General features: G+C 59.0%; 16 protein-coding genes and 1 pseudogene. 11 read left to right on the forward strand and 6 right to left on the reverse strand.

Annotated features, from left to right (window positions below):
* Nucleotides 1-183 precede the first annotated feature (183 nt).
* Nucleotides 184-1,044 (reverse strand): MurR/RpiR family transcriptional regulator, encoded by an 861-nt coding sequence (locus SRB521_RS06650; protein ID WP_116722006.1) that lies wholly within the window; start codon nucleotides 1,042-1,044, stop codon nucleotides 184-186.
* 147 nt (nucleotides 1,045-1,191) lie between these two features.
* On the opposite strand from SRB521_RS06650, the gene murQ reads away from it, so the two are divergent.
* The 3 genes from murQ to SRB521_RS06665 are packed head-to-tail and all read left to right on the forward strand — an operon-like array spanning nucleotide 1,192 to nucleotide 3,793.
* Complete coding sequence (murQ, locus tag SRB521_RS06655; protein WP_075704091.1) at nucleotides 1,192-2,112, forward strand: N-acetylmuramic acid 6-phosphate etherase; 921 nt, start codon at nucleotides 1,192-1,194, stop codon at nucleotides 2,110-2,112.
* Complete coding sequence (locus SRB521_RS06660; protein ID WP_116722007.1) at nucleotides 2,112-3,329, forward strand: anhydro-N-acetylmuramic acid kinase; 1,218 nt, start codon at nucleotides 2,112-2,114, stop codon at nucleotides 3,327-3,329. Before murQ ends, SRB521_RS06660 begins: the two co-directional genes overlap by 1 nt.
* Nucleotides 3,320-3,793, forward strand: coding sequence for a GNAT family N-acetyltransferase (locus tag SRB521_RS06665; RefSeq protein WP_075704089.1), 474 nt, complete (start codon nucleotides 3,320-3,322; stop codon nucleotides 3,791-3,793). Before SRB521_RS06660 ends, SRB521_RS06665 begins: the two co-directional genes overlap by 10 nt.
* Before the next feature lie 128 nt (nucleotides 3,794-3,921).
* Here the strand turns inward: SRB521_RS06665 and SRB521_RS06670 are convergent, their stop codons facing one another.
* Both SRB521_RS06670 and SRB521_RS06675 read right to left on the reverse strand, forming a co-directional pair.
* On the reverse strand, nucleotides 3,922-6,270 hold the full coding sequence (locus tag SRB521_RS06670) for a YhgE/Pip domain-containing protein (RefSeq protein WP_058117828.1): 2,349 nt from the start codon (nucleotides 6,268-6,270) through the stop codon (nucleotides 3,922-3,924).
* A 15-nt stretch (nucleotides 6,271-6,285) separates the two neighbouring features.
* Nucleotides 6,286-8,418: an efflux RND transporter permease subunit gene (locus SRB521_RS06675; RefSeq protein WP_075704088.1), complete on the reverse strand. Its 2,133-nt coding sequence runs from the start codon at nucleotides 8,416-8,418 to the stop codon at nucleotides 6,286-6,288.
* Between the two features lie 196 nt (nucleotides 8,419-8,614).
* On the opposite strand from SRB521_RS06675, the gene SRB521_RS06680 reads away from it, so the two are divergent.
* Both SRB521_RS06680 and SRB521_RS06685 read left to right on the forward strand, forming a co-directional pair.
* A complete protein-coding gene (locus tag SRB521_RS06680; RefSeq protein WP_058117827.1) occupies nucleotides 8,615-9,334 on the forward strand; it encodes a response regulator transcription factor in 720 nt (239 codons plus the stop codon).
* Nucleotides 9,318-10,667 (forward strand): HAMP domain-containing sensor histidine kinase, encoded by a 1,350-nt coding sequence (locus SRB521_RS06685; RefSeq protein ID WP_058117826.1) that lies wholly within the window; start codon nucleotides 9,318-9,320, stop codon nucleotides 10,665-10,667. The genes SRB521_RS06680 and SRB521_RS06685 overlap by 17 nt, the downstream gene beginning before the upstream one ends.
* Nucleotides 10,668-11,258: 591 nt before the next feature.
* Here SRB521_RS06685 and SRB521_RS16920 read toward each other — a convergent pair.
* Nucleotides 11,259-12,029 (reverse strand): annotated as a pseudogene (locus SRB521_RS16920) (collagen-like domain-containing protein); the annotation flags it as partial.
* 642 nt (nucleotides 12,030-12,671) lie between these two features.
* Here SRB521_RS16920 and nrdR point away from each other — a divergent pair.
* Nucleotides 12,672-13,127 (forward strand): transcriptional regulator NrdR, encoded by a 456-nt coding sequence (nrdR, locus tag SRB521_RS06695; protein WP_033116499.1) that lies wholly within the window; start codon nucleotides 12,672-12,674, stop codon nucleotides 13,125-13,127.
* Between the two features lie 143 nt (nucleotides 13,128-13,270).
* Here nrdR and SRB521_RS06700 read toward each other — a convergent pair whose 3' ends face one another.
* A complete protein-coding gene (locus SRB521_RS06700) occupies nucleotides 13,271-13,651 on the reverse strand; it encodes a DUF4363 family protein (RefSeq protein WP_058117824.1) in 381 nt (126 codons plus the stop codon).
* Nucleotides 13,648-14,331 carry a DUF421 domain-containing protein gene (locus SRB521_RS06705; protein WP_058117823.1) on the reverse strand — a complete coding sequence of 228 codons (684 nt, stop codon included), beginning with the start codon at nucleotides 14,329-14,331 and terminating at the stop codon, nucleotides 13,648-13,650. The genes SRB521_RS06700 and SRB521_RS06705 overlap by 4 nt, the downstream gene beginning before the upstream one ends.
* A gap of 159 nt (nucleotides 14,332-14,490) precedes the next feature.
* Here SRB521_RS06705 and SRB521_RS06710 point away from each other — a divergent pair, with 159 nt between their 5' ends.
* The 5 genes from SRB521_RS06710 (at nucleotide 14,491) to SRB521_RS06730 (ending at nucleotide 22,619) form a co-directional block, all read left to right on the forward strand.
* Nucleotides 14,491-15,330 carry a metallophosphoesterase gene (locus tag SRB521_RS06710; protein ID WP_058117822.1) on the forward strand — a complete coding sequence of 280 codons (840 nt, stop codon included), beginning with the start codon at nucleotides 14,491-14,493 and terminating at the stop codon, nucleotides 15,328-15,330.
* A gap of 119 nt (nucleotides 15,331-15,449) precedes the next feature.
* Complete coding sequence (locus SRB521_RS06715) at nucleotides 15,450-16,535, forward strand: carbamoyl phosphate synthase small subunit (RefSeq protein ID WP_058117821.1); 1,086 nt, start codon at nucleotides 15,450-15,452, stop codon at nucleotides 16,533-16,535.
* Nucleotides 16,535-19,804: a carbamoyl-phosphate synthase large subunit gene (gene carB, locus SRB521_RS06720; RefSeq protein ID WP_116722009.1), complete on the forward strand. Its 3,270-nt coding sequence runs from the start codon at nucleotides 16,535-16,537 to the stop codon at nucleotides 19,802-19,804. The genes SRB521_RS06715 and carB overlap by 1 nt, the downstream gene beginning before the upstream one ends.
* 137 nt (nucleotides 19,805-19,941) lie before the next feature.
* A complete protein-coding gene (guaA, locus tag SRB521_RS06725) occupies nucleotides 19,942-21,495 on the forward strand; it encodes a glutamine-hydrolyzing GMP synthase (RefSeq protein WP_116722010.1) in 1,554 nt (517 codons plus the stop codon).
* Between the two features lie 149 nt (nucleotides 21,496-21,644).
* On the forward strand, nucleotides 21,645-22,619 hold the full coding sequence (locus SRB521_RS06730; RefSeq protein WP_116722011.1) for a tyrosine-type recombinase/integrase: 975 nt from the start codon (nucleotides 21,645-21,647) through the stop codon (nucleotides 22,617-22,619).
* Nucleotides 22,620-22,718 lie beyond the last annotated feature (99 nt).

The following is a 22,718-nucleotide window of genomic DNA, read 5'->3' on the forward strand; positions in this document are numbered from 1 at the left end:
TCTTCTGGCGTTATGTGCTTTGTTTAGTAACACTCATTTTAGAAGTTTATGGCGCTCCCAGGTTCAACCTTGATAAGGGTGCAACGGGCGCACTCGGATGTAGCAGGTCCAAAATGAGCAACTTGGTGAGTTTGATGGTCACTGCGCTCACCCGCGGATTCTTAACTAAGAAAAAATGAAATTTTATTCCTCCTGAAAGCTGCGAATCAGATCATGGGTCCGCCGCAGGCTCTCTTCGGTCCGCTCCGGGTCATGCTTTGCAATACCGAGATACAGCAGGTCCAGGATGAAGAGCCCGGAGGTGCGGGAGGTCATGGCGCCCACCCGCAGTTCCTTCTCCTCACCGGGGACGAAAAGGGGATAGTCGGCCAGACGGGCGAGCGTGTTGCGGTTGGCCTGGGTGATGGCGATCACCTTGGCGCCGTGTTCTTTGGCTGCTCTGGCGGCCAGCACAGTCTCGCGGGTCTCGCCGCTGTAGCTGATGGCGATGATGATGTCCTCCGGCCCCAGCAGTGAGGCGGTAGCGAGATTGGTATGGGCGTCGGAGTGGTAGGTGGCGGGAATGCCGATGCGGGAGGATTTATAGAGAAAATCCATGGCCAGCAGGCCGGAGGCACCCACACCGAAGAGATGGATGCGCCTGCCGGCACAGATCTCCTCCACAGCCTGAGACAGGATGGAGACGTTGAGCATTTGGTAGGTGAGAGAGGTGTTTTGGAGATGAATGCGCTCGGCTTTTCGGACAATGGTCTCCATATCGTCATTGTCACGGATGGCGGCCTGGAAATCATCCAGCTCTCCCTGTCCGGACTCCCGGGCCAAGTCCAATTTGAGCGCGGTGAAACCCTTAAAGCCCAGCCGTTTGGAAAAACGGACCACCGCCGCAGGGGAGGAGGTGCAGGCTGCGGCGTATTCCTTGGCGTTCATATGGATGACCTCAGAGGTGTGGTCCAGCAGATATGCGGCCAGCCGCTGTTCCGTGCTTGTCAGGCTGTCCAGACATTCTTTGATCAAAAGTGTACAACCCATAGTGGAGCTCCCCATTGTTTTTTATCCAGTATAGCAAAAACGACAGTATAAGTCCATATGTTTTAAAACTAAATTTCAAAAATTCAACAAAGAACATGAAATCTTATTGACAGCGGGGAATGGATGCGATAGTCTGAAAAGGAACAGATTGGAGGTGGTGAGATGGACGATTATTTGGCGGGGCTGTCCACCGAGGGGATCAATGAGGACACCCGGAATATCGACCTTTGCTCTACCGAAGAAATGGTGGCCATGATCAACCGCCAGGACGCCCTTGTGGCCGGGGCGGTGGCCGCCGAGCAGCAGCACATCGCACGGGCGGTGGACCTTATTTATCAATGCTTCAAAAAAGGGGGGCGTCTCATCTATCTGGGGGCCGGGACCTCTGGGCGGCTGGGCGTGCTGGACGCCTCGGAATGTCAGCCCACCTTCGGCGTCTCTCCGGAAATGGTGCAGGGCTATATCGCCGGCGGGGATACCGCTCTGCGTTGCCCGGTAGAGGGCTGTGAGGACAGCGAGGCCGACGGAAGGAACCTGGCGGACAGTCTGGAGGTGGGGGAGACCGACGTGGTGGTAGGCATCACCGCCAGCGGCAGCGCGCCTTACGTTCTGGCGGCGCTGCGGCGGGCAAAGGAGCGGGGGAGCGTAACCATCGGGGTATGCACGAACGCCCACTCCAGGCTGGAGGCGCTCTGCGACGTGACCATAGCCCCCCTGGTGGGGCCGGAGGTCATCTCGGGGTCCACGAGAATGAAATCCGGCACCGCCCAGAAGATGGTCCTCAATATGCTGACGACCTGCTCCATGATCAAACTGGGCAAGGTATACGGCAATCTGATGGTCGATCTGAAGGCCAGCAACCGGAAGCTGGAGGACAGAGCCAAACGTCTCATCATCCACGCCACCGGCGTGGACCCGGCGTGCGCAGGACGGGCCCTGGAGGCAGCCGGCGGACATGTGAAGCTTGCAATCCTGATGATCAAAAGCGGCCTGGACGCACCGTCGGCGGGGGCGCTGCTGGAGCGCTGTGAGGGCCGTCTGGCCCAGGCGATCCGGGAAGCGGAGCAAGGAGGCGTGCACTGATGCTGCGAGAGCTCCAGAAGAAAGCAGTCCGCCGGGTGGTGGGCATGATGTCGGGCACTTCGGTAGACGGGGTGGACGCCGCTGTGGTGGAGATCGGGGGAAGCGCCGCCGCGCCGCAGGTAAAGCTGCTGGCCTTTGAGAACCGCCCCTATCCCCCGGCGGTGCGGGAGCAGATCTTCCGCCTTTTCCAGCCCCAATCAGCCACAGTGGATCGAGTGGGGTATATGAATTTCCTGCTGGGAGAGCTCTACGCCTCCGCTGCGCGGAGCGTGATCGAAAAGGCGGGGCTGGGGCCGGAGGATATCGACTTGATCGGCTCCCATGGGCAGACCATCTGGCACCAGCCGGAGATCTGTGAAAAGGATGGGTATCCGATCCGCTACACAGTCCAGATCGGCGAGGGGGCGGTCATCGCCGGGCGCACCGGGATCCCCACCGTGTCCGACTTCAGGGTGGCCGACATGGCCATGGGAGGACAGGGCGCTCCTCTGGTACCCTTTTCCGAATATCTCCTATACCGGAGAGAGGACGAGACGATCCTGCTCCAGAACATCGGGGGGATCGGGAATATGACCGTGATGCCAGCGAAGGCAAAGCCGGAGGAGGTCTATGCCTTCGATACCGGTCCGGGAAACATGATCATCGATGCCGTGACGGCGGCCGTTACCGGTGGAAAACAGACCTTTGACGAGGGCGGACGCCTCGGCGGCAGCGGCACCGTGAACCAGAGGCTGCTCGCCTGGCTCCAGCAGGAGCCCTATTATGCCCGGCCGCTGCCCAAGACCACGGGGCGGGAGCGATTTGGGACACAATATACGGCGAAGATACTGGACTGGCGGAAGACACACCCTATTTCCGACGCGGACCTGGTGGCGACGGTCACCGATCTCACGGCCTGGTCCATCGTGGACGCCTACGAGCGGTACGTGCTGGGGCGGTACCGCGCCGGAGAGCTCATCGTGGGCGGGGGCGGAAGCTATAACAGCACCCTGCTCGGGGACTTGACCAGGCGCTTTGCGCCTCACGGCGTAAAGGTGAGGACCCAGGAGGAGCTGGGCTGGAGCAGCGACGCAAAGGAAGCCGTCGCCTTCGCCCTGCTGGCCGACTGCTGCGTCCGGGAGCGCACGAATACCCTCCCCAGTGTGACAGGCGCGTCGGAAGCGGCCATTATGGGGAAAATATCTCTGCCGGCGAGGGGGAACGGGGCATGCAGCTAAAGCTGGAACAGGCGGGACCAGAGTGCCCGGAGGGCTGCGAGGAGATTTTTCGGAACAGCTTGATCTATGAGCGATATTTTCAGGACCCGGGCCGCCTGGAGGCGAGCCTGCACCGGGCGGCGGAGCAGGGGGAGCTCTATCTGGCGGTAAGCGAATCCGGCGAGCTTGCCGGGGCCATGCGGATCGTCATGAAAGGCTTTTGCGGCCTGTATCCCTATCTGAGCCTGATCGGAGTCAGGGATGGGTTCCGCGGGCGCGGTGTGGGAGGGTTCCTGATGGAGCATCTGGAGCGCCTGGCCCGGGAGGCCGGCAGCCGGCGGGTGACCTTGATGGTCAGCGATTTCAACGAGAGCGCCCAGCAATTCTATCAGGCGCGCGGCTACTGGAGATTGGGTGTGCTCCGCGATGCGGTAAAGCCCGGGATCGCTGAATTTGTCATGGTTAAGGACCTGGAGCCCGTTTGAATATGGGCCATACGCCCGGCACCGCGGGATTCCTGTCCCGGAGCCGGTTGAGAATGAAAACAAGGAAGGGCGCTGCGTACACGGTACGCAGCGCCCTTCCTGCAGGCTGGGACAGAAAAGAGGAACCGTCAGCCCCGGCGAAATACTCCGGTGAGCATATGCCAGAAATCCCGGAACATGGCTGCAATGCGGCTCCAAACCGTCCCCTGGGAGGCAGTGTCCACCGATGTGGCATCTTCGGAAGCCGTCTCCGGCACTTTGATCTCCTGGGTGCGCATGATGAACTGAATGCTGTTGGGGGAGGCGTTTTTGCTGGAGGTAAGAGAGATAGGGGCGGCATCGGCGTCCATCAGCAGCAGATTGTTGTCCCCGCCGGTGTGGCTGTTCCACTCGTCCTCGATCAGACTGGTGATGGTGGCTTTGGCCGCGCGGATGGTGTCCGTCTGTGACAGGCCGGTGGTGGAGCGCCGTAGCGCATCGGCCAGTCCGGACAGGGCCTGGCGGGTGCCCTCGTCCAGATCCCCGCCGCTGTCCTTGAGGAGGGATTCGGCGGAGCGGAGAAAGGCCGTGGAATTGCGCAGACCGGACGTGGCGGCGTCGGTGAGCGCCTGCGCATCGGAAAGAGCCTGTTGTGCCTGTGGCTCATAGGTATTCAGGGTCCCGTCCAGGGATTGGAGGAGGTCCAGCGCGGTGTCGGCGTTTTTGGTCACCCGGCCCGCCAGGTCCCCCAGTTCATCCAGACTGTTGAGCAGAGAGGAGGCAGCCCCTTCGTGAGCTTTTCCATCCTTCAAAAGGCTTGCGGCCAGCTTGGAGAGCTCCTCCAGATCGCCGGAGAGACCGTCTTCTCCCAGCCAATAGCACAGATTTTGGAGGTCGCCCACGACCTGAGAGGTGGGCTTTGCGATCCCCTTGAGCAGGCGGTTGACCTCGCTGATCTTCCCATTGACGCCGTCAATGACTTCGTTGACCGTATCGGCCTGGTCCAGCTTATCCCAGAAGTCCGGATCGCTCTCCATCTGGTTCCAGAGAACGTTCATCTGCGCGGCCGTGGCCGCGTCCAGTCCAACGGCCGGGCTGGTCAGGAAAACCTGAAAGGTGACCTGATCCCGCATCGCCTCCGGGACATTCTGGAGATAGAGCTGGTGGGCGTTGGCGGTGGCGGCGGCGCTCTCACGGAGCTCGTAGATGGACATACCCTCTATGGTGATCTCGTCGACGGTGGACATGCCGCTGATCCGGCTCAGTGTGTTCTCCAGGGCGCTCAGGCTGCTTTGCAGGTCGTCCATCTGATCGCTCATATAATAGAAGTCGTCTTCCAGGTTGGAGGCGATCACGGAGGCGGACTTGTTATAGGACTCCACGCTGTCTATCAGCTCGCGCAGAGAGCTTGTGTCCAACTGGATTTGCTGGATGATCTTCCGTGTGGATTCCAGCTCCGGTTTCAGCGCCACGGCGTTCTCGGTGAGGTCGGTCAGCGTCTGCGTCGTCTCGGTCAGCGCCTGGGAAGCGGAGGCCAGGTGGCCCGCTGCTGGCTCCAATGCATCGGAAAGGGTGTCCAGATCGGCCAGGGCTGCGTCGGCATTCTGATAGACATGATCTTTTCCGCCGGAAATGGTGCGCCGCGCGTCATTCAGGCGGTCCAGGCCGTTGGCGGTGGTGTTCAGGCTGCCGCTCATGCCGTCCAGGGTGTCCAGAATGACGTCCAGACTGTCGTTGATGGCGTCGTAGGAGTCTTCGACTTTCTCTTTGGCCTCGCGCAGGTCGGCGATCTGATCCAACTGTCCGAGCGTGGCGGGAACGGCCAAGAGGACCATGCCGGGAAAGGAGAAATCGTTGCTGCCCACCCGGATGGCGAAGTGCTGCTCCTCTCCGGGCATGACCATAAAGAGTACGGTGCGCAGGTTGCCGATGAGTTGGACCTCGGCGCCCGGCGCCTCCAGGGAGAGAATATCGTCCGCATTGAAGGCGGTCGCAGCAGTCAGGACCAGATTGTTCCGGCTGTATGCAGGGGCGGCGGGATTGGGCAGCACGTCCAGATCGATCTCCACCAGGCCGGTCTTGCCGGCCAGATCTTCAGCCAGAGCGGGAGCGCCGTTGAGCTTATAGGAGAGCGTGAGGGTCCAGGGCAGATCCCGGAAAGGCTGCTCCGTTTTCCCCTCGAAGTAGAAATGCTCCGGCCCATCCTCGCCCAACTCGAAGGTGACGGCGCCGTCCTGGGTGGTGGGGGCCCGGTCGTCGGTGAGGTTGATGATCTCGTCGTAAGTACCATAGTCGGTGAGTTCGGTATTGCCGTTGGTCTGGTAGCTCTTGACCACGCTGCTGTTTATCAGGCCGCCGTAATAATCGAGGGTCGCATAATAGGACTCGTCACACACGGGGGAGAGGGCTCCCGAGGCCAGAGCGGGGGGACAGAGCAGCGCTGCGCTCACTGCGGCGGCCAGTACCAGCGCCCCAATACGTTGATGAGTGGTTTTCATGGGAATGGGCTCCTTTCAATGCTTTCCGGCGGAGGAGAGGGCCTGCTTGCCGGGCTGTGGGTTTTGGGGGGCTTTGGGCGGCTTGGGTGTCCGCCACCAGAGGCTGGTCCTGGCGATGATGGGCTCAAAGACGACCAGCACGGAGGGAAGGATGAAGATACTGACCAGTGCGGAGATGACGGCGCCGCGGGAGAGCATCAGGCAGATGCTGCTGACGATGTCCATTGTGGAGATCAGCGCTACCCCGAGGGTGGAGCAGAAAAAGACCAGAGCGCTGGTGATGATGGAAATGTCTGAAGAGGTGGCCGCGATTTGGATGGCCTCCTTCCGGTCCTTGCCCTTTTGCAGTTCCTCCTGAAAGCGGGTGGTCATCAGGATGGCGTAGTCCACCGTGGCGCCCAACTGCACGCAGCCGATCACGGTGGGGGCCACAAAGGCGATGACCGTGCCGGAGAAGTAGGGAATGCCCTGGTTGATGAAAATAGCCAGCTCGATGGTGGACACCAGCAGGATGGGGATGGAGATGGAGCGGAAGGTGAAGGCCACGAGGATAAGAATGGCGATGATGGACAAATAATTGGTCAGCTTAAAGTCGGAGTCTGATACGGTGATGAGGTCGTCGGTCATGGCGGCCTCGCCGGTGATATAGGCCTCCGGGTCGTAGGACTTGACCAGAGCGCTGAGCTGGGAGAGCTGCTGGGATACCGCGTCGGAAGCGGTGACATACTCCGAATTGACCATCATCATTTGATAACCGTCCTGTTTGCACAGGTCTTTGATCTCATCGGGAATAAAAAAATCGGGAATCGTGCCGCTGATCAGCTTGTCATAGGCCACCACACTGGTGATGCCGGGAATCTCATCGATGGCCTCCTCCAGCTCCTTCATCCTGGCGCGGCTGATATCGTCGCGCATCACGATAAAGTGGGAGGAGGCCATGTTGAACTCATCCTTCAGCTTATCGGTAGAAACGATGGAGGGCATATCCTGGGGAAGGGATTGGTCCAGCTTGTAGTAGACCTGCGTATGATTGTTCGAGTAGACGGCTGGGAAAAAGAGAAGAAAAAAGAGCGCCACGAAAAAGTGTCTGTGCCGGACGATAAATGCGTTGAGACGGCCCATGTTTGGGGCCAAAGCGGGGTGGCGGTATCTGCGGATCGGGCCGTCCATCAGAAGGAGAATAGCGGGGAGCACCAGTACCACGGTGGCCACGCCCAGAACCACGCCCTTGGCCATCACGAGGCCCAGGTCCCGCCCCAGCGTCAAACGCATGAAGCAAAGCGCCAGAAAGCCGGCGATGGTGGTCAGGGAGCTGCCGGAGAGGGACTTGAAGGCAGCGACAATGGAGACGGCCATGGCGTCCCGGCGGTCCTCGTAGTGAGGCGCCTCCTCCACATACCGGTGATAGAGGAAAATAGAGTAGTCCATGGTGACGCCCAGCTGCAAGACGGCTGCAATGGCCTGGGTAATGAAGGAGATCTCCCCCAACAAGATGTTGCTGCCGAAATTATAGAGAATGGCCAGGCCGATGCTGAGCATCAGGGCCACGGGCAGCAGCCAGGACTCCATCGTGACGCACATGGCGATGATGGAGAGCACGGCGGCCATCACCACATACAGCGGCATTTCCTTGGAGATCAGGTCCTTGGTGTCCTTGATAAAGACGGAGAAGCCGGCCAGAAAGCAGTTTTTATTGCACAGGGACCGGACCTGCTCGATGGATTTCATCGTGGCCTCCGAGGCGCCGGGCTGTTCATATTGGACGATCATCATTGTGGCATCGCCCGAGAAGAAAATGTCACGGATATCCTCGGGAAGCATCTCCTCAGGGATCTGGATGCCGACCAGACTGGACAGCCAGATGGCATTGCTCACCCCCGGGACCTGTTCTACCTCCTTTTGCAGTTGGTGTGTGTACGCAGGGGGCATTCCCTCCACGATGAGCATAGTGGTGGCCGCCATGTGGAAGGGCTCTTCCAGAAGCGCCTCTCCCTTGGCGGAGTCCAGGTCCTGAGGGAGGTAGGAGAGGATATCATAGTTGATGCGGGTCATAGCGGCGCCCAAAACGCTTGGGATCAGCAGCAGGACCGCGACCAATACCACCAGCTTTGGTTTGCGTGTCAGTGCGCGGGAGATTTTTTCAAGCAAAGCAGTCACCTTCCCGGAGAGATTTTGGCGGCGGCAGGGCCCCGCCGGAAGCTATTTTATCTTAGTTTCCGTCCGCCGGAGAGTCAACGGGATGGGGCCAACTCTCATAATTCTTAATAAACGGTTTTATCTTAATGATTCTTTATGGTCCGCCGCGATCCGACTGTGGTATCATTAGAAAAAAGGGGGCGTGGAAATGGACGGAAATATACTTTTGGTGGACGACGATGTGTCCATTCTTCTGCTGGTCTCCGACGTGCTGGAGGAAAACGGGATGAATGTGGTGACGGCCCGTTCGGGAGAAGAGGCCGTCCGCCTGATGGAAGGGCAGAGCTTCGATCTGATTCTTCTGGATATTATGATGAAGGGGCTCAGCGGGCTGGATGTGTGCAGGAAGATCCGCAGCCGGGTGAGCTGCCCGATTCTCTTCCTCAGCGCAAAGGACAGCGTGAAGGACATTGTGGCGGGCCTGGACTTGGGGGCGGACGACTATCTGACCAAGCCGTTTGTACTGGAGGAGCTGGTGGCGAGAATACAGGCGCACCTGCGCCGGCAAATGCGCTCGGACCCCCGGCGGGCATCGGCGGGACCGATCCAGATCGGCGGGATCCGTATGGAGCCGGAGGAGATGCGGGTCACCCGAAACGGCGTGGAGGTCCCACTGTCCACCCGGGAGTTTGAGCTCTTGGCCTACCTCATGCAAAACGCGGGACAGACGCTCTCACGGGAGCGCATCTTTCACGATGTGTGGCGGACGGAGTATGGAGACGTGGGAACGGTAGCCATCAACATCAAGAACCTGAGGGCCAAACTGGACCCTGACTGGCGCTATATCAAGACCGTGTGGGGATCAGGATACCGTTTTGTCACCCAAAACGGATTTGTGGAGGAGGAGAGCGATGACAGACGGAGCTGAGGGGCGGAGGTTTTCCGGGGTGGGCTGGTTGAGTTCTCATCTGTCGCGGAAGCTGCTGCTGGCCCTGGTGGCTGCGGCGGTGCTGAGCTGGGGGCTGATGTGCGGATGGTTCCTGTCCTATCTGGGGGACTACGCAGGGAACACCTATGACGGGGTGATGAGAGCGGCGGACGGAGCCGCGCAGCGTGTGGGGGCCTTCCTGGAAGGATGCGGCGGGGATTTTGCGGCACTGGAGGACTATTTGGAGGACGGAGCGCTCTACTGCATCGTGCGCGATGCGGACGGGACGCTCCTCTATGAGCGGATGCCTGCCGGTGAGGCGGGGACACGGCTGCTGGCCTCCGGGGAGCAGGAGGCCGCGCTGTCGGAAGGGCGGCGCGTCCATGTGTATGTGTGGAGCCGGGCCATCCAGCGCAATGAGTTGAGCGCAGATCTGCAGAAAAAGGCCCTGAGGGGCCTGTCCGGCCTGAATATCGGCGTATTCACGGTAGTGGCGGTCTTGATGTATCTGCTGATGCTCTCTCCAATTGTGCGGCTCCGCAAAACCATGCGCCGCTATTATGAGAAGGGGGACCGCCCCGAGCGGAGCGAGCGCCAGGATGAGATCGGGAAACTCCAGAATGCCTTTGCCGATCTGGTGGGCGTATTGGAATGTAAGGAGAAAGCGGAGCACCAGCTCATCGCCTCTATCTCCCACGATATCAAGACGCCCCTGACCTCTGTGCTCGGCTATTCCGAGCGCCTTCGCTCGGCAGAGCTTTCGCCCGAAAAGAGGCAGCAGTACCTGGACAGCGTCTATGAAAAAGCACTGAGGCTCAAGTCCATTGTGGACGAGTTCGACGATTATCTGGATGTGGGGCTGCGGGACACGGCCCCCATGCGGCTGATGACCGTGGAGGCATTCTGTGAAAAGCTCCGAATGGAATATGAGTCGGAGTTGATGGATGCCGACGTGCTGTTCAGGATCGAGTGCAGATGTCCGCAAGAGCAGATCATCTGCAACTGGGAGCATATGCGGCGCTTTTTTGGAAACCTCATTGGAAACAGCATCCAACATGCCCGAGCGGGGCATCTGGAACTGCGCCTGAGGTGCTGCAGGGAGGGGGAGCAGGTCGTCTTTTTGTTCTGGGACAACGGAAAAGGCGTACCCCCGGAGCTGCTCCAGCAGATTTTTGAGCCGCTCTACACCACAGACCCGGGGCGGAAAGTGTCCGGTCTCGGCCTGTCCATCTGCAAGAGCATCATGAAGGCGCACGGAGGGACGGTAGGAGCGGAGAGCGGCCCTGAGGGCGGGTTGCTGGTCCGTGCATCGCTGCCGTGCGTCCATCTATAAAAAAGGGGCTCCCGCGCCTCAAACGGCGCGGGAGCCTCCGCTCACTGCCGGAAAGTGCCGGGCAGAGAAAAGGATGGAAAGAGGCGGGACCTCTCCGGGCTACTGTCAGGCCAAGGAGAACGATACGTCGTCCAGATCCATGCTCTGACCGCCGTCCGCGCTGACATCAAACTCGATCCTTGCCTTCACGGTTCCGGCCGGCGCGGCGATGGTGATTCCCTGATAGTAGGCGAATACCCGGTTGCTGGCGACCATATCCTGCTGTCTTACCTGGATGAGCAGGCCCTGGGTCGGCTGGTCCTGTGCGTTTAGATAAATCACCTTGGCGGTGACGCCTACCTGGCTGCCCTCTCCTCTTGCAAAGAAAGAAAAGCGGTGATAGCACCCGGCGTTTACAGCGATGTCCTGATAGAGGACGGCACCGTTGTTCAGATTGGCGGCCAGACTCCCGGAATGCACCCGACCTTGCTGGCCGACGATGGAGACCAGGTTCTTATTGTTTGCGGTCCAACTGGTGGGGACAGTGCCTGTAAAGGATTCCATGCCGCCGTTTACGACCAACTCGCCCCGGGAGCGGCACGAACAGGTGCAGCTTCCTGTCGGCCCGGTGGGACCAGTCGCGCCGGTTGCGCCCGCCAGACCCTGTGCGCCTGTCGGCCCGGTGGGCCCGGTGGGACCAGTCGCGCCAGTCGCACCGGCCGCGCCATCCGCGCCTCTGGGAATAGAAAAGTTAAAGACATGGTTGGGGCTCCCCGTGAAGTCTACCACGGCAGCCTCGGTGCCCGGGTCGCCGGTTGTAGTGGTGCCTACGGCAATAGTATCCGCAGTGCCGGTCGGACCAGTGGGTCCCGTTGGCCCCGTCGGTCCGGTGGGACCAGTGGCGCCCGTAGCGCCGGTAGGTCCGGCCACGCCAGCCGCGCCGGTTGCACCGGTGGGCCCAGTCACGCCGGCCGCACCTGTGGCACCCGTAGCGCCGGTAGGTCCGGCCACGCCAGCCGCGCCGGTTGCACCGGTGGGCCCAGTCACACCGGCCGTGCCTGTGGCGCCCGTAGCGCCGGTAGGTCCGGCCACGCCAGCCGCGCCGGTTGCACCGGTGGGCCCAGTCACGCCGGCCGCACCTGTGGCGCCCGTAGCGCCGGTAGGTCCGGCCATGCCTGTGGCACCCGTAGCGCCGGTAGGTCCGGTAGGTCCAGCCACGCCAGCCGCGCCGGTTGCACCGGTGGGCCCAGTCACGCCGGCCGTGCCTGTGGCGCCCGTAGCGCCGTCACGTCCGGCCGGACCTTGTGCACCCTGGGGACCCTGAGCGCCCTGGGGACCGGTCGGCCCCTGGATCCCCTGAGGCCCCTGGGGGCCGATCGGGCCAGTACAGCATCCGGTGGGGAAGGGGGGACAGCCACAGCAGGGATTAGGGACGCAGCACCTTGCGGGATGGTGGCCGCAGTCGCTGGAAACGCAAGCTTCGGCATCACGAAGGGATGCGGCAAAGTCGGAAGCATCGATTGATTTGCGAGGGAACATATTCATACTCATAACCTCCGGGCTATCCTATGCCGGAAGGGCGGGCATGGATACAACAAGAGCCGGAGCAGTGCGCTCCGGCTCTTGTTTGCTTAGAACTGGTTCTGGTCATTCTTCTTGTTCTGGGCCTGATCCTTCTTCTTGTTCTGGGCTTGGCCCTGATCCTTACGGTTCTTGGCGTTGCTGCGGCTGTTGTTTTGGTTCTCGTTCATAAAAACTCACCTCTTTTCGCCTGTTACGCCCCTAGTATTACCATGGAGAAGCGGAGTTTATACAGCCCAGAGATAAAAAAGGATATAAATAGAAAAAAGAATACCAGGACACTGGATTGTGTGATATAATAGCCGCAAAGCAGATACAGGACCACGCTATCTATGAATATTTGGCCGCTTGCCGGTCGGGAAGAGCTCCGGCGGTGCTTGACGCTGGAGAACTGCCTGTATTTATAACGGTAAAATTTCACATTGCAGAGGAGGTCATTCCAAGATGAAGTGTCCGTTTTGCGGCAACCTGGAAAGTAAGGTCGTCGATTCCCGCCCCTCGGACGAGGGGGCCAGTATCCGCCGCCGCCGGGAGTGCCTGGAGTGCCACAAGCGGTTCACCACCTATGAGACAATGGAAAGCCTGCCTCTTGTGGTGATCAAAAAGGATGGCAGCCGTCAGACGTTTGACAGGGATAAGCTGCTTGGAAGCATGCTCAAGGCCTGTGAAAAACGCTCCGTCCCCCTGTCCAAGCTGGAGGAGATTGCGCAGGAGATCGAGCAGAGCCTGCAAAACGATATGGAGCGTGAAGTGAGCTCAGCCGTGATCGGGGAGATGGTGATGCAGAAGCTCAAGGAGGTGGATGAGGTGGCCTACGTCCGTTTTGCTTCGGTTTATCGCCAATTCAAAGATATCGGTACCTTTATGGATGAGCTCAATAAGCTTCTGGATGGAAAATGAACCTCGTGTAAGGCTCCGGGCGGATGTCGGTCCGCCCGGAGTGTTTTTGTATAGATTTATTGCTTTGAGGATATTTAATATTGAGAAACAATAAATATGAGGGTATAATATCTATCAGGACGGCATTGATGCCGCACGGAGGATCAGAGAAGGTTTTTCAAACTGAATTCTTCCATCTCATAGAGCAGCTCGATTTGGGAGACAAGGCGGGCGTTGGCGGCGGAGTATTCGCCCCCTTCCTCACAGCGGATAAACTCAAGAACTTCTTGGAATCCGCTATGAACCTGGTCGGTGTCCGAGTGACGCAGCATGGTGTAGAGATAAAGATCATGCTCCTCCCAGGACGCAAGGGCCTGTTGGGTAAGCGACTCGGCCTCCGACCACTCCCCGCGCTCGGCCAAGGATTCGGCCTGCGTGAGCAGGGATGTAAGCTCTGTCGAGAAGGTTTTCAGATAATGGGAGTTGACCAGTGTCGCGGCAAAGACCGCGGCGAGGAAGGCGACAGCGATCCAGAGTCTTCTCATTTTACACCGACCTCCTTGGGGACAAAATAGACCCGGTTCTGCTCGTCCACGGAGAGGAGGAATACATCCCGGACAGCACGGACGCCGTGTTCCTCCAGGCGCTTATTGAGCCAGCCCTCGTTGAAGCCGCGGAGCTTCAAATTGTGCTCCAGCAGCCGTCCGTCATTGATGATGACAAGGGGAAGGCCGACGTCGTCCGGAAAGAGGTTCATCTGCTCGGCAGTGACGGGTCGCTGATTTGCGTAAGGAATGACGGACACCCGGCCGTTGGTCTCCAAAATCGCGTACTTGACGGTGGACAGGTCGGTGATCCCCTGGACTCTGAGCTCTTCATTTAGCTCGTCCACGGTAAAGCGGTTCCGCCTCATCTCCTGCTGATTCAGCCGCCCGTTCTCCACGATAATGCTGGGGCGTCCGCAGACGATGGCACGGAACTTGACGCTCTTCATGGTGAGCACGGAGAGGACCATGGTGACGCTGAGCAGCGTCAGGATCGGAATGATGCCGGAGAGCAGGGGGATGCCGAAGTCCTGCATGGGGACGGCCGCCAGATCCGCGATGATGAGATCGAGCACCAGTTCGGAGGGCTCCAGCTCTCCCACCTGCCGCTTTCCCATCAGACGAATGCCCGCGATGATCAGCAGATATAATATAATGGTACGCAGAAACGCGATGATCATAAAAAATGCGCTCCTCCCAAAAGATAGGTCTGTCCTGGGGCGTGCACGAACCGGCGGGGCGTCCGGAACAGGGGCCCGACGGCTCAGATACGCCATAACAGTATGGTCAGAGGATACGGGGATTATACTGCGCAGGAAGGGAAAAGGGGCGCTGAGAAAATGAGACCACCGAAAAACCGAAAGCGCAGATGGGCGGTTCTGGCCGCCTTTTGCGCGCTCCTGGCCATAGCGGCGGCAGGGCTGGAAAATCGGCTGACCCTGCGGCGATATACCGTAGGCAGCGAAAAGGTGAAGAAGACGGTGCGGATCGCCCTGCTGACGGATCTGCACAGTTGCTTTTATGGAGAGGGACAGCGGGAGTTGCTGGACATGGTGGAGGTACAGCATCCGGATGTGGTGTTGCTGGGCGGCGATATTGTGGACGACGTTCTCCCGGAGGACAATGCATGGCTCACAGTACGGCGCTTGGCCGCGCGGTATCCGACTTATTATGTCACAGGAAACCACGAATACCGCAGCGGCAGGGTGGAGACGATCCGAAAGGAGATGGCGGAGAGCGGCGTTATCGTGCTGGCGGGGGAGTGCCGTTCGGTACTTTTACAGGGGCAGCGTGTCGAGCTGTGCGGTGTGGACGATCCGAAGTGCGGCGGGTCTATGTGGAGCGATCAGTTGTCCGCAGCGGCGAAGGCGGCGGGCCCGGACTGCTTTGCCGTGCTCCTCTCCCACCGTCCGGAGCGGGTGGAGGACTACTTGGCCTACGACTTTGATCTGGTTTTGTCGGGCCATGCCCACGGGGGACAGTGGCGCCTTCCGGGCCTGGTCAACGGCTTGCTGGCCCCGGACCAGGGATTCTTTCCGGCGTATGCAGGCGGGCTGTACCGGCTTGACGAGAACACCGACCTGGTGGTCAGCCGCGGGCTGGCCAGGGAGTCCACGCGGGTCCCGCGCATTTTCAATCCGCCGGAACTGGTCATCATTGACGTGACGCCGGCAGAATGAACCGGATATCTTTGTCCAAATCCACGTATTTCTCCATTTTAAAAAAAGAATGTTGTCAGGAAAGAAAATTTGAGATAGAATCTATCAGATAAAATGCGGTGAAAGGCGGGATACTGCAGATGAAGGCCACCCTCATTCTGGCAAATGGCAGCATTTTTGAGGGACAGAGCATCGGCTCTACAGAGGACTGTGTCTGTGAGATGGTGTTCAATACCTCCATGGTGGGCTACCAGGAAATTTTGACGGACCCTTCCTACGCCGGACAGGGCATCGTGATGTCCTATCCGCTCATTGGCAACTATGGCGTGAACAGCGAGGACAACGAGTCTTCCCGGCCCTGGGGAGAGGCATTTGTCGTTCGCCACCTCTCCCGGCGGGGCAGTAATTTCCGCTGCGAAGGTGATTTGGACGATTATTTAAAAGAACATGGGATCACGGGCATCCAAGGCGTGGATACGCGCGCTATTACCCGTATTCTCCGCAGTCAGGGTACCATGAATGGTATGATCACCTGTGCGGAGGATTTTTGTATCCAGGATGTTTTGAAAACGGTGGAGGCATATCGGGTCAAGGGTACGGTGGAGAGAGTCACCAGGAAAGCGGTGCAGGTCTATCCTCCGCTTATCCGCCAGAAACTGCGGGTGGCGCTGATGGATTTCGGTGTGAAGGAAAATATGATCCGCTGCCTCCAGAGCCGTGGCTGTGAGGTGACGGTGTTTCCGGCCCACACCACCGCCCAGGAGATCCTGGCGGGAAGATACGACGGCGTGATGCTCTCCAACGGACCGGGGGACCCCTCGGACAACGTGGCCATCATCCAGGAGATTCGGGACCTCTATGACGCCGGGATTCCCATTTTCGCCGTATGTCTGGGACATCAGCTCATGGCGCTGGCCACCGGCGCTTCCACCAGGAAGATGCGCTTCGGCCACCGGGGCGCCAATCATCCGGTGAAGGACCTGGACGCCGGCCGGGTGTTCATCACCTCTCAGAACCACGGCTATGTGGTCTGCGCCGAGAGCGTCAGCCCGGAGGTGGCCGCAGTCTCTCACGTCAACGTAAACGAGGGCAGTGTGGAGGGACTCCGGTACAAGAACGGGAATGTCTATACCGTCCAGTTCCACCCCGAGGCCTCGCCCGGCCCCAAAGATACGGAATACCTCTTTGACCGATTTATCCGCCGGATGGAAGGAGGCGCCTGGTAATGCCGAAGAACCAAAATATCAAGAAGGTACTGGTGCTGGGCTCGGGCCCCATCGTGATCGGACAGGCCGCCGAATTTGACTACGCGGGCACTCAGGCCTGCAGGGCCCTCAAGGAGGAGGGCGTGGAGGTGGTGCTGGTCAACTCAAACCCGGCCACCATCATGACTGATAAGGACATTGCGGACCATGTCTATATTGAACCTCTGAACATCGCTTCGGTGACCCAGGTCATTCAGATAGAGCGGCCTGACTCCATCCTGCCCACACTGGGCGGACAGACGGGCCTCAATCTTGCCATGAATCTCCATGAGCAGGGGATTTTAGAGGAGTACAACGTCCGGCTTCTGGGGACTTCCCCGGAGTCTATCCGCAAGGCGGAGGACCGTCAGGGCTTCAAGGACGCCATGGAGGAGTTGGGCCAGCCCTGCGTGACTTCCGATGTGGTGGAGTCTGTGGAGGACGCCGTGGGTTTTGCAAACTCCATCGGTTATCCTGTGATCGTCCGTCCGGCTTATACGCTGGGCGGCACCGGCGGCGGCATCGCATACGACGAGCCCTCTCTGCGGGAGATCGCGGACCGGGGCATCCATATGTCCCGGGTGGGACAGGTCCTGATCGAACGGTCCATCGCCGGGTGGAAGGAGATCGAATTCGAGGTCATGCGGGACTCCGCGGGCAATGTGATCCAGATCTGCTCCATGGAGAACATCGACCCCGTGGGCGTACACACCGGCGACTCCATCGTGGTGGCGCCCACCCAGACACTGGCCAACAAGGAGTATCAAATGCTCCGCACCGCCTCTCTGGACATCATCTCCGCCCTGAGGATCGAGGGGGGCTGTAATGTCCAACTGGCGCTGAACCCAGATTCCTACGAATATGCGGTCATCGAGGTGAATCCCCGGGTGAGCCGCTCCTCCGCGCTGGCATCCAAGGCCACCGGCTATCCCATTGCCAAGGTGGCGGCCAAGATCGCGCTTGGGTATACCCTGGACGAAATCCCCAATGCGGTGACGGGGAAAACCACCGCCTGCTTCGAGCCCACGCTGGACTACTGTGTGCTGAAGATCCCGCGCCTGCCCTTTGACAAGTTCACCACCGCCAGCCGGACCCTGGGGACGCAGATGAAGGCCACAGGTGAGGTCATGGCCATCGGAAATTCCTTTGAGGGGGCCCTTATGAAGGCCATCCGCTCTCTGGAACTGCCCGTCAAATCCCTGCGGTTGGACGGCCTGGACGAGCTCTACACCGAGGAGATCGAGGAGCGTCTCGCCAATGTGGACGACCAACGGCTTTTTGTCGTGGCCGAAGCGCTCCGCCGAGGGTTTTCGCCAGAGAAGATCAACAAGATCACCCAGATGGACATCTGGTTCCTGGACCGCTTCCAGAACATCGTGGACATGGAGGACCGGCTGGAGCGGGGCCATCTGGACCGGGACACTCTGTATCTGGCCAAGGAGATGGGCTTCTCCGACGCCTGGATCGCGGCCCTCTCGGGAAAGACCGCCGCTGCGATCAAAGCCCTGCGGGGGGAGCTGGGCATTGTCCCATCCTTCAAGATGGTGGATACCTGCGCCGCCGAGTTTGAGGCGCAGACCCCCTACTACTATTCCACCTATGACGCGGAGAACGAGGCGGTGCAGCCCCATGAGTGGGGGGACGCACCGGTCTGCGAGACGCTTCGAGCCGCTGAAGCCCATGGCTATGCGCCGGACCCGGAAAAGAAAAAAGTGCTGGTGCTGGGCTCCGGCCCCATCCGTATCGGACAGGGCATTGAGTTCGACTACTGCTCCGTTCACTCTGTATGGGCCTTCCGCCGCATGGGTTATGAGACCATCATCATTAATAATAACCCGGAAACCGTCTCCACTGACTTCGATGTGGCGGACAAGCTCTATTTTGAGCCGCTGACTCCCGAGGATGTGGAGAACGTGGTGGAGCTGGAAAAGCCCTGGGGCGCGGTGGTCCAGTTCGGCGGGCAGACCGCCATCAAGCTGGCCAAGGCCCTCACAGATATGGGAGTGCCCATTCTGGGCACCTCCTCCGACGGCGTGGACGCGGCGGAGGACCGGGAGCGTTTCGATGAGATCCTCCAGCAGTGCGGTATTCCCCGTGCGGCCGGCAAAACGGTCTTTACCACCGAAGAGGCGCTGGCCGCCGCCAATGAAGTGGGGTATCCCGTGCTGGTCCGGCCCTCTTATGTGCTGGGCGGGCAGGGGATGGAGATCGCCTATCACGACCGGAACATTACCGAGTTTATGCGCATCATTAACCAGACGGTACAGGAGCACCCCATCCTGGTAGACAAATACCTCATGGGCCGCGAGGTGGAAGTGGACGGCGTCTTTGACGGCGAGGATATCCTGATTCCCGGCATCATGGAGCATGTGGAGCGGGCCGGGGTCCATTCCGGCGACTCCATTTCCGTTTACCCGCCCCTTCACATTGAGGATCAGCACAAAGAGACCATCCTCAGATACACCTATGAACTGGCCAAGGCACTGGGGGTCATCGGCCTCATCAACATCCAATTCATCCTCTATAACGACCAGGTCTATGTGATCGAAGTGAATCCCCGCTCCAGCCGGACCATACCTTATATCTCCAAGGTTACCGGGGTGCCCATCATCGACTTGGCCACTAAGGTCATGCTGGGAGAGAAGTTGAAGGATCTGGGCTTTGGCACCGGCATCTACCCGGAGGCTCCATATTTTGCGGTCAAGATGCCTGTGTTTTCCTTTGAGAAGCTCACCGATGTGGATACCGGTCTGGGACCGGAGATGAAGTCCACCGGCGAGGTGCTGGGGATCGCGGAATCCTTCCCACAGGCGCTGCTGAAGGCATTTAAGGGTGCCAACATGAAGGTGCCTAAAAAGGGCGGCCGTGTCATTGTCACCGTGAAGGACGAGGATAAGGGGGAGATGGTCGGCATCGCCCGCGGCCTGGAGGAGATGGGGATCGAGATACTGGCCACCTCTGGGACCTGCGATGCCCTCAACGCCGCCGGGGTCCCGTCCAGGAAGGTGGCCCGCGTCTCCCAGGCCCACCCCAATATTCTGGATATGATCGCCTCCGGATCTGTGGACCTGGTGATCAATACTCCCACCAGGGGCCGCAAGCACGACACCGACGGATTCAAGATCCGCCGCGCTGCGGTGGAGCATTCGGTGGCCTGTGTCACCGCCATCGATACGGCGCACGCCATTCTGACGGTCCGGGAGCAGGGGAGAAGCGCCGACCTGCGGCCCATCGACATCACGAAAATCTGAGAGCCCTTCTTTGGGGCTCTCTCCGATCCGGCAGCCGGCAGAGCCGCTGTCTGTGGGCGGGGCGGAGGCGATAGCGCTCTGTCCCGCCGCAGACATGTTTTCGACTGTATTCTGATCCTCTCAAGGAGGGAAACAATATGAATCATCAACTTGTCATCGTACTGGATTTTGGCGGTCAGTATAACCAGCTCATTGCCCGACGTGTCCGCGAATGCGGTGTTTACTGCGAGGTCAAGCCCTATACCACGCCGATTGCTGAGCTGAAGGCCATGGACCCCATCGGTTTCATTTTTACCGGTGGCCCCAACAGCGTCTATGAGGACGCCGCGCCCCATGTGGACCCCGCGATCTTTGAACTTGGGATCCCCGTCCTGGGGATCTGCTATGGATGCCAGCTCATGGCGCATACCCTGGGCGGACAGGTTACCGCGGCCCAGGAGGATACCGCCCGGGAGTACGGCAAGACCCGTACCTACTACGACACCGGCTGTAAGATTTTTCAGGGCCTGCCCGCAGAGGGAACATCCTGGATGAGCCATGGGGACTACATGGCCATGGTGCCCGCGGGCTTTGCCCTCACCGCTCACAGCGACAACTGCCCCAATGTGGCCATCGCCGACGCATCCAAGAGCTTTTACGGCGTTCAGTTTCACCCGGAGGTCAACCATACACAGAACGGCACCAGGATGATCCGCAATTTCCTCTTCGAGGTCTGCGGAGCCACCGGGGACTGGACCATGGGGAATTACTGCAAATCCACGGTTGCACGGCTGCGGGAGGAGATCGGGCCCCGGGGGCGTGTCCTGCTGGCCTTATCCGGCGGCGTGGATTCCTCGGTCCTGGCCGCGCTGTTGGCCGAGGCTATTGGGGACCGCTTGACCTGCGTGTTTGTGGACCACGGCCTGATGCGGAAGCATGAGGGAGACGAAGTGGAGAGCGCCTTTAGCAAATGGAAGGTCCGGTTCGTCCGCGTAAACGCGGAGGAGCGGTTCCTGTCCAAACTGGCTGGAGTGGAGGACCCGCAGGAAAAGCGGCATATCATCGGCGCGGAGTTCGGCTATGTGTTCCGGGATGAGGCCGAACAGTTTGGGATCACGGATCAGGATTTCCTGGCGCAGGGTACGATCTATCCCGACGTGATCGAGTCCGGCAAGGGAGACGCCGATGTGATCAAGAGTCATCATAACCGCCTGCTGCCGCCCGAGGTGGTGGCCCGGTTCAAGGGTATACTGGAGCCGCTGGACCTGCTGTTTAAGGATGAGGTGCGGGCCTTGGGCCGCGAGTTGGGCCTGCCGGAATATCTGGTGATGCGCCAGCCCTTCCCCGGCCCTGGTCTGGCCATCCGCATCATCGGCGCCGTCACTAAGGAGAAGGCCGATACCCTGCGGGAGGCCGACGCCATTTACCGGGAGGAGATCGCCAAGACCGGTGAGGACAAAAATCTGAGCCAGTACTTCGCGGTCCTCACCAACAGTCGTTCCGTAGGCGTTATGGGAGACGGACGCACTTATGACTATACCCTGGCCCTCCGGGCAGTCACCACCAGCGATTTTATGACCGCCGATTGGGCACGGATCCCCTACGAGGTGCTGGACAAGATCTCTGTCCGCCTTGTCAACGAGGTCAAAGGAATCAACCGCATCGTCTACGACATCACCTCCAAGCCGCCCGCCACAATAGAATGGGAGTAAAATTGTTCTGATTTTTCGATAAAATCAGAGAAAACCTACACTTTTCCATTGAAAAAGTTGCAGAACGAAAAAGTGAAAAATTGACAAACCTCCTCATTTTTCAAGCCAAGGTAGCCACCGTATTTTCAGAAAAATGAGGAGGTTTTGTTATGCCCAGACCGAGTGGGAAAGCTACAATCAGTTTGAAGGGAAACGCCAAGAATCTGCCCGACATTTACTTTCGTGAATTGGTACAGCTCTATTCCAGAGATTGCCGCACAAGGGGCATTGAAGAAGTCACGATTGCCGGGTATGAATACGCCTGTAAAAAGTTCCTTGAATACTTGCAGGAGGACATTCGATGCTCCGATTTGCGCCAAGAACTGTTCGACGATTATCAGATGGAGCTTGCAACCAGAGTAAAGGCCGAAACGGTCAACAGCTATCTTTTCAAGATTTCGCCCGTCTTGAAGTTCGGCAAGGAACGCGGCTACATCACCGCCGATATTCAGTTGTCGCACATGGCCTATCAGGAGCATTTCAAGGACGTTTATACCGAGGACGAGATCAGGAAGCTGCTGGCCCGCCCCAAGACGAACAAGTTCAACGAATACCGTACCTGGGTCATTGTCAGCGTGTTTTTGGGTACGGGCATCCGCTCCCTTGAACTGCGGTCTATCCGCTGCAAGGACGTGAATCTGAACGAGGGGTATATTACTCTGATTCATACCAAGAATAAGGAGCCGCGTGTTGTTCCTCTGAGTGAAAGTCTGATTATTATTCTCCAGGAGTACATGATGGTTCGCAATGGCGCGGGGGAAGATTACCTCTTTTGCAGCATTTACGGCGATATGATGGGCCGCGTGACTTTACAGTCCAGCGTGGCCCGGTATAACAAGAGCCGAGGCGTGGAAAAGACATCAATCCACTTGTTCCGCCATACCTTCATTACCCTGGAAGTGCGGGAAGGGATTGCTCCGCTGGTGCTGCGTAGGATCACAGGTCACAAGAGCCTAAAAGCCCTTGACGGCTATTACAACCACAATATTGCCGACCTAATCACCGCCGTCAATCAAACATCGCCCGTGGAGCGGTTTTCCCAAAAGAAACGCATAGGTTTTGATATGAAAAAGAAGAAAAAGTAAGAAAAAGAGGTTTGCGGGCTGCAAACCTCTTTTTTCTTACTTGAAATGATGATTTTTCAACGATATTTGAATAAAAAGGGACAAGTTTTAAGAAGTTTT

Source organism: Intestinimonas butyriciproducens, from assembly GCF_004154955.1.
GTDB lineage: Bacteria > Bacillota > Clostridia > Oscillospirales > Oscillospiraceae > Intestinimonas > Intestinimonas butyriciproducens.

Bases quoted from the DNA above. Each gene is read 5' to 3' on its own strand.
- SRB521_RS06685 (WP_058117826.1), top strand. From the start codon at position 9,318: ATGACAGACGGAGCTGAGGGGCGGAGGTTTTCCGGGGTGGGCTGGTTG.
- SRB521_RS06700 (WP_058117824.1), bottom strand. From the start codon at position 13,651: ATGAGAAGACTCTGGATCGCTGTCGCCTTCCTCGCCGCGGTCTTTGCC.
- SRB521_RS06705 (WP_058117823.1), bottom strand. From the start codon at position 14,331: ATGATCATCGCGTTTCTGCGTACCATTATATTATATCTGCTGATCATC.
- murQ (WP_075704091.1), top strand. From the start codon at position 1,192: ATGGACGATTATTTGGCGGGGCTGTCCACCGAGGGGATCAATGAGGAC.
- carB (WP_116722009.1), top strand. From the start codon at position 16,535: ATGCCGAAGAACCAAAATATCAAGAAGGTACTGGTGCTGGGCTCGGGC.
- SRB521_RS06730 (WP_116722011.1), top strand. From the start codon at position 21,645: ATGCCCAGACCGAGTGGGAAAGCTACAATCAGTTTGAAGGGAAACGCC.
- guaA (WP_116722010.1), top strand. From the start codon at position 19,942: ATGAATCATCAACTTGTCATCGTACTGGATTTTGGCGGTCAGTATAAC.
- SRB521_RS06680 (WP_058117827.1), top strand. From the start codon at position 8,615: ATGGACGGAAATATACTTTTGGTGGACGACGATGTGTCCATTCTTCTG.
- SRB521_RS06715 (WP_058117821.1), top strand. From the start codon at position 15,450: ATGAAGGCCACCCTCATTCTGGCAAATGGCAGCATTTTTGAGGGACAG.
- SRB521_RS06710 (WP_058117822.1), top strand. From the start codon at position 14,491: ATGAGACCACCGAAAAACCGAAAGCGCAGATGGGCGGTTCTGGCCGCC.
- nrdR (WP_033116499.1), top strand. From the start codon at position 12,672: ATGAAGTGTCCGTTTTGCGGCAACCTGGAAAGTAAGGTCGTCGATTCC.
- SRB521_RS06670 (WP_058117828.1), bottom strand. From the start codon at position 6,270: ATGAAAACCACTCATCAACGTATTGGGGCGCTGGTACTGGCCGCCGCA.
- SRB521_RS06665 (WP_075704089.1), top strand. From the start codon at position 3,320: ATGCAGCTAAAGCTGGAACAGGCGGGACCAGAGTGCCCGGAGGGCTGC.
- SRB521_RS06660 (WP_116722007.1), top strand. From the start codon at position 2,112: ATGCTGCGAGAGCTCCAGAAGAAAGCAGTCCGCCGGGTGGTGGGCATG.
- SRB521_RS06650 (WP_116722006.1), bottom strand. From the start codon at position 1,044: ATGGGGAGCTCCACTATGGGTTGTACACTTTTGATCAAAGAATGTCTG.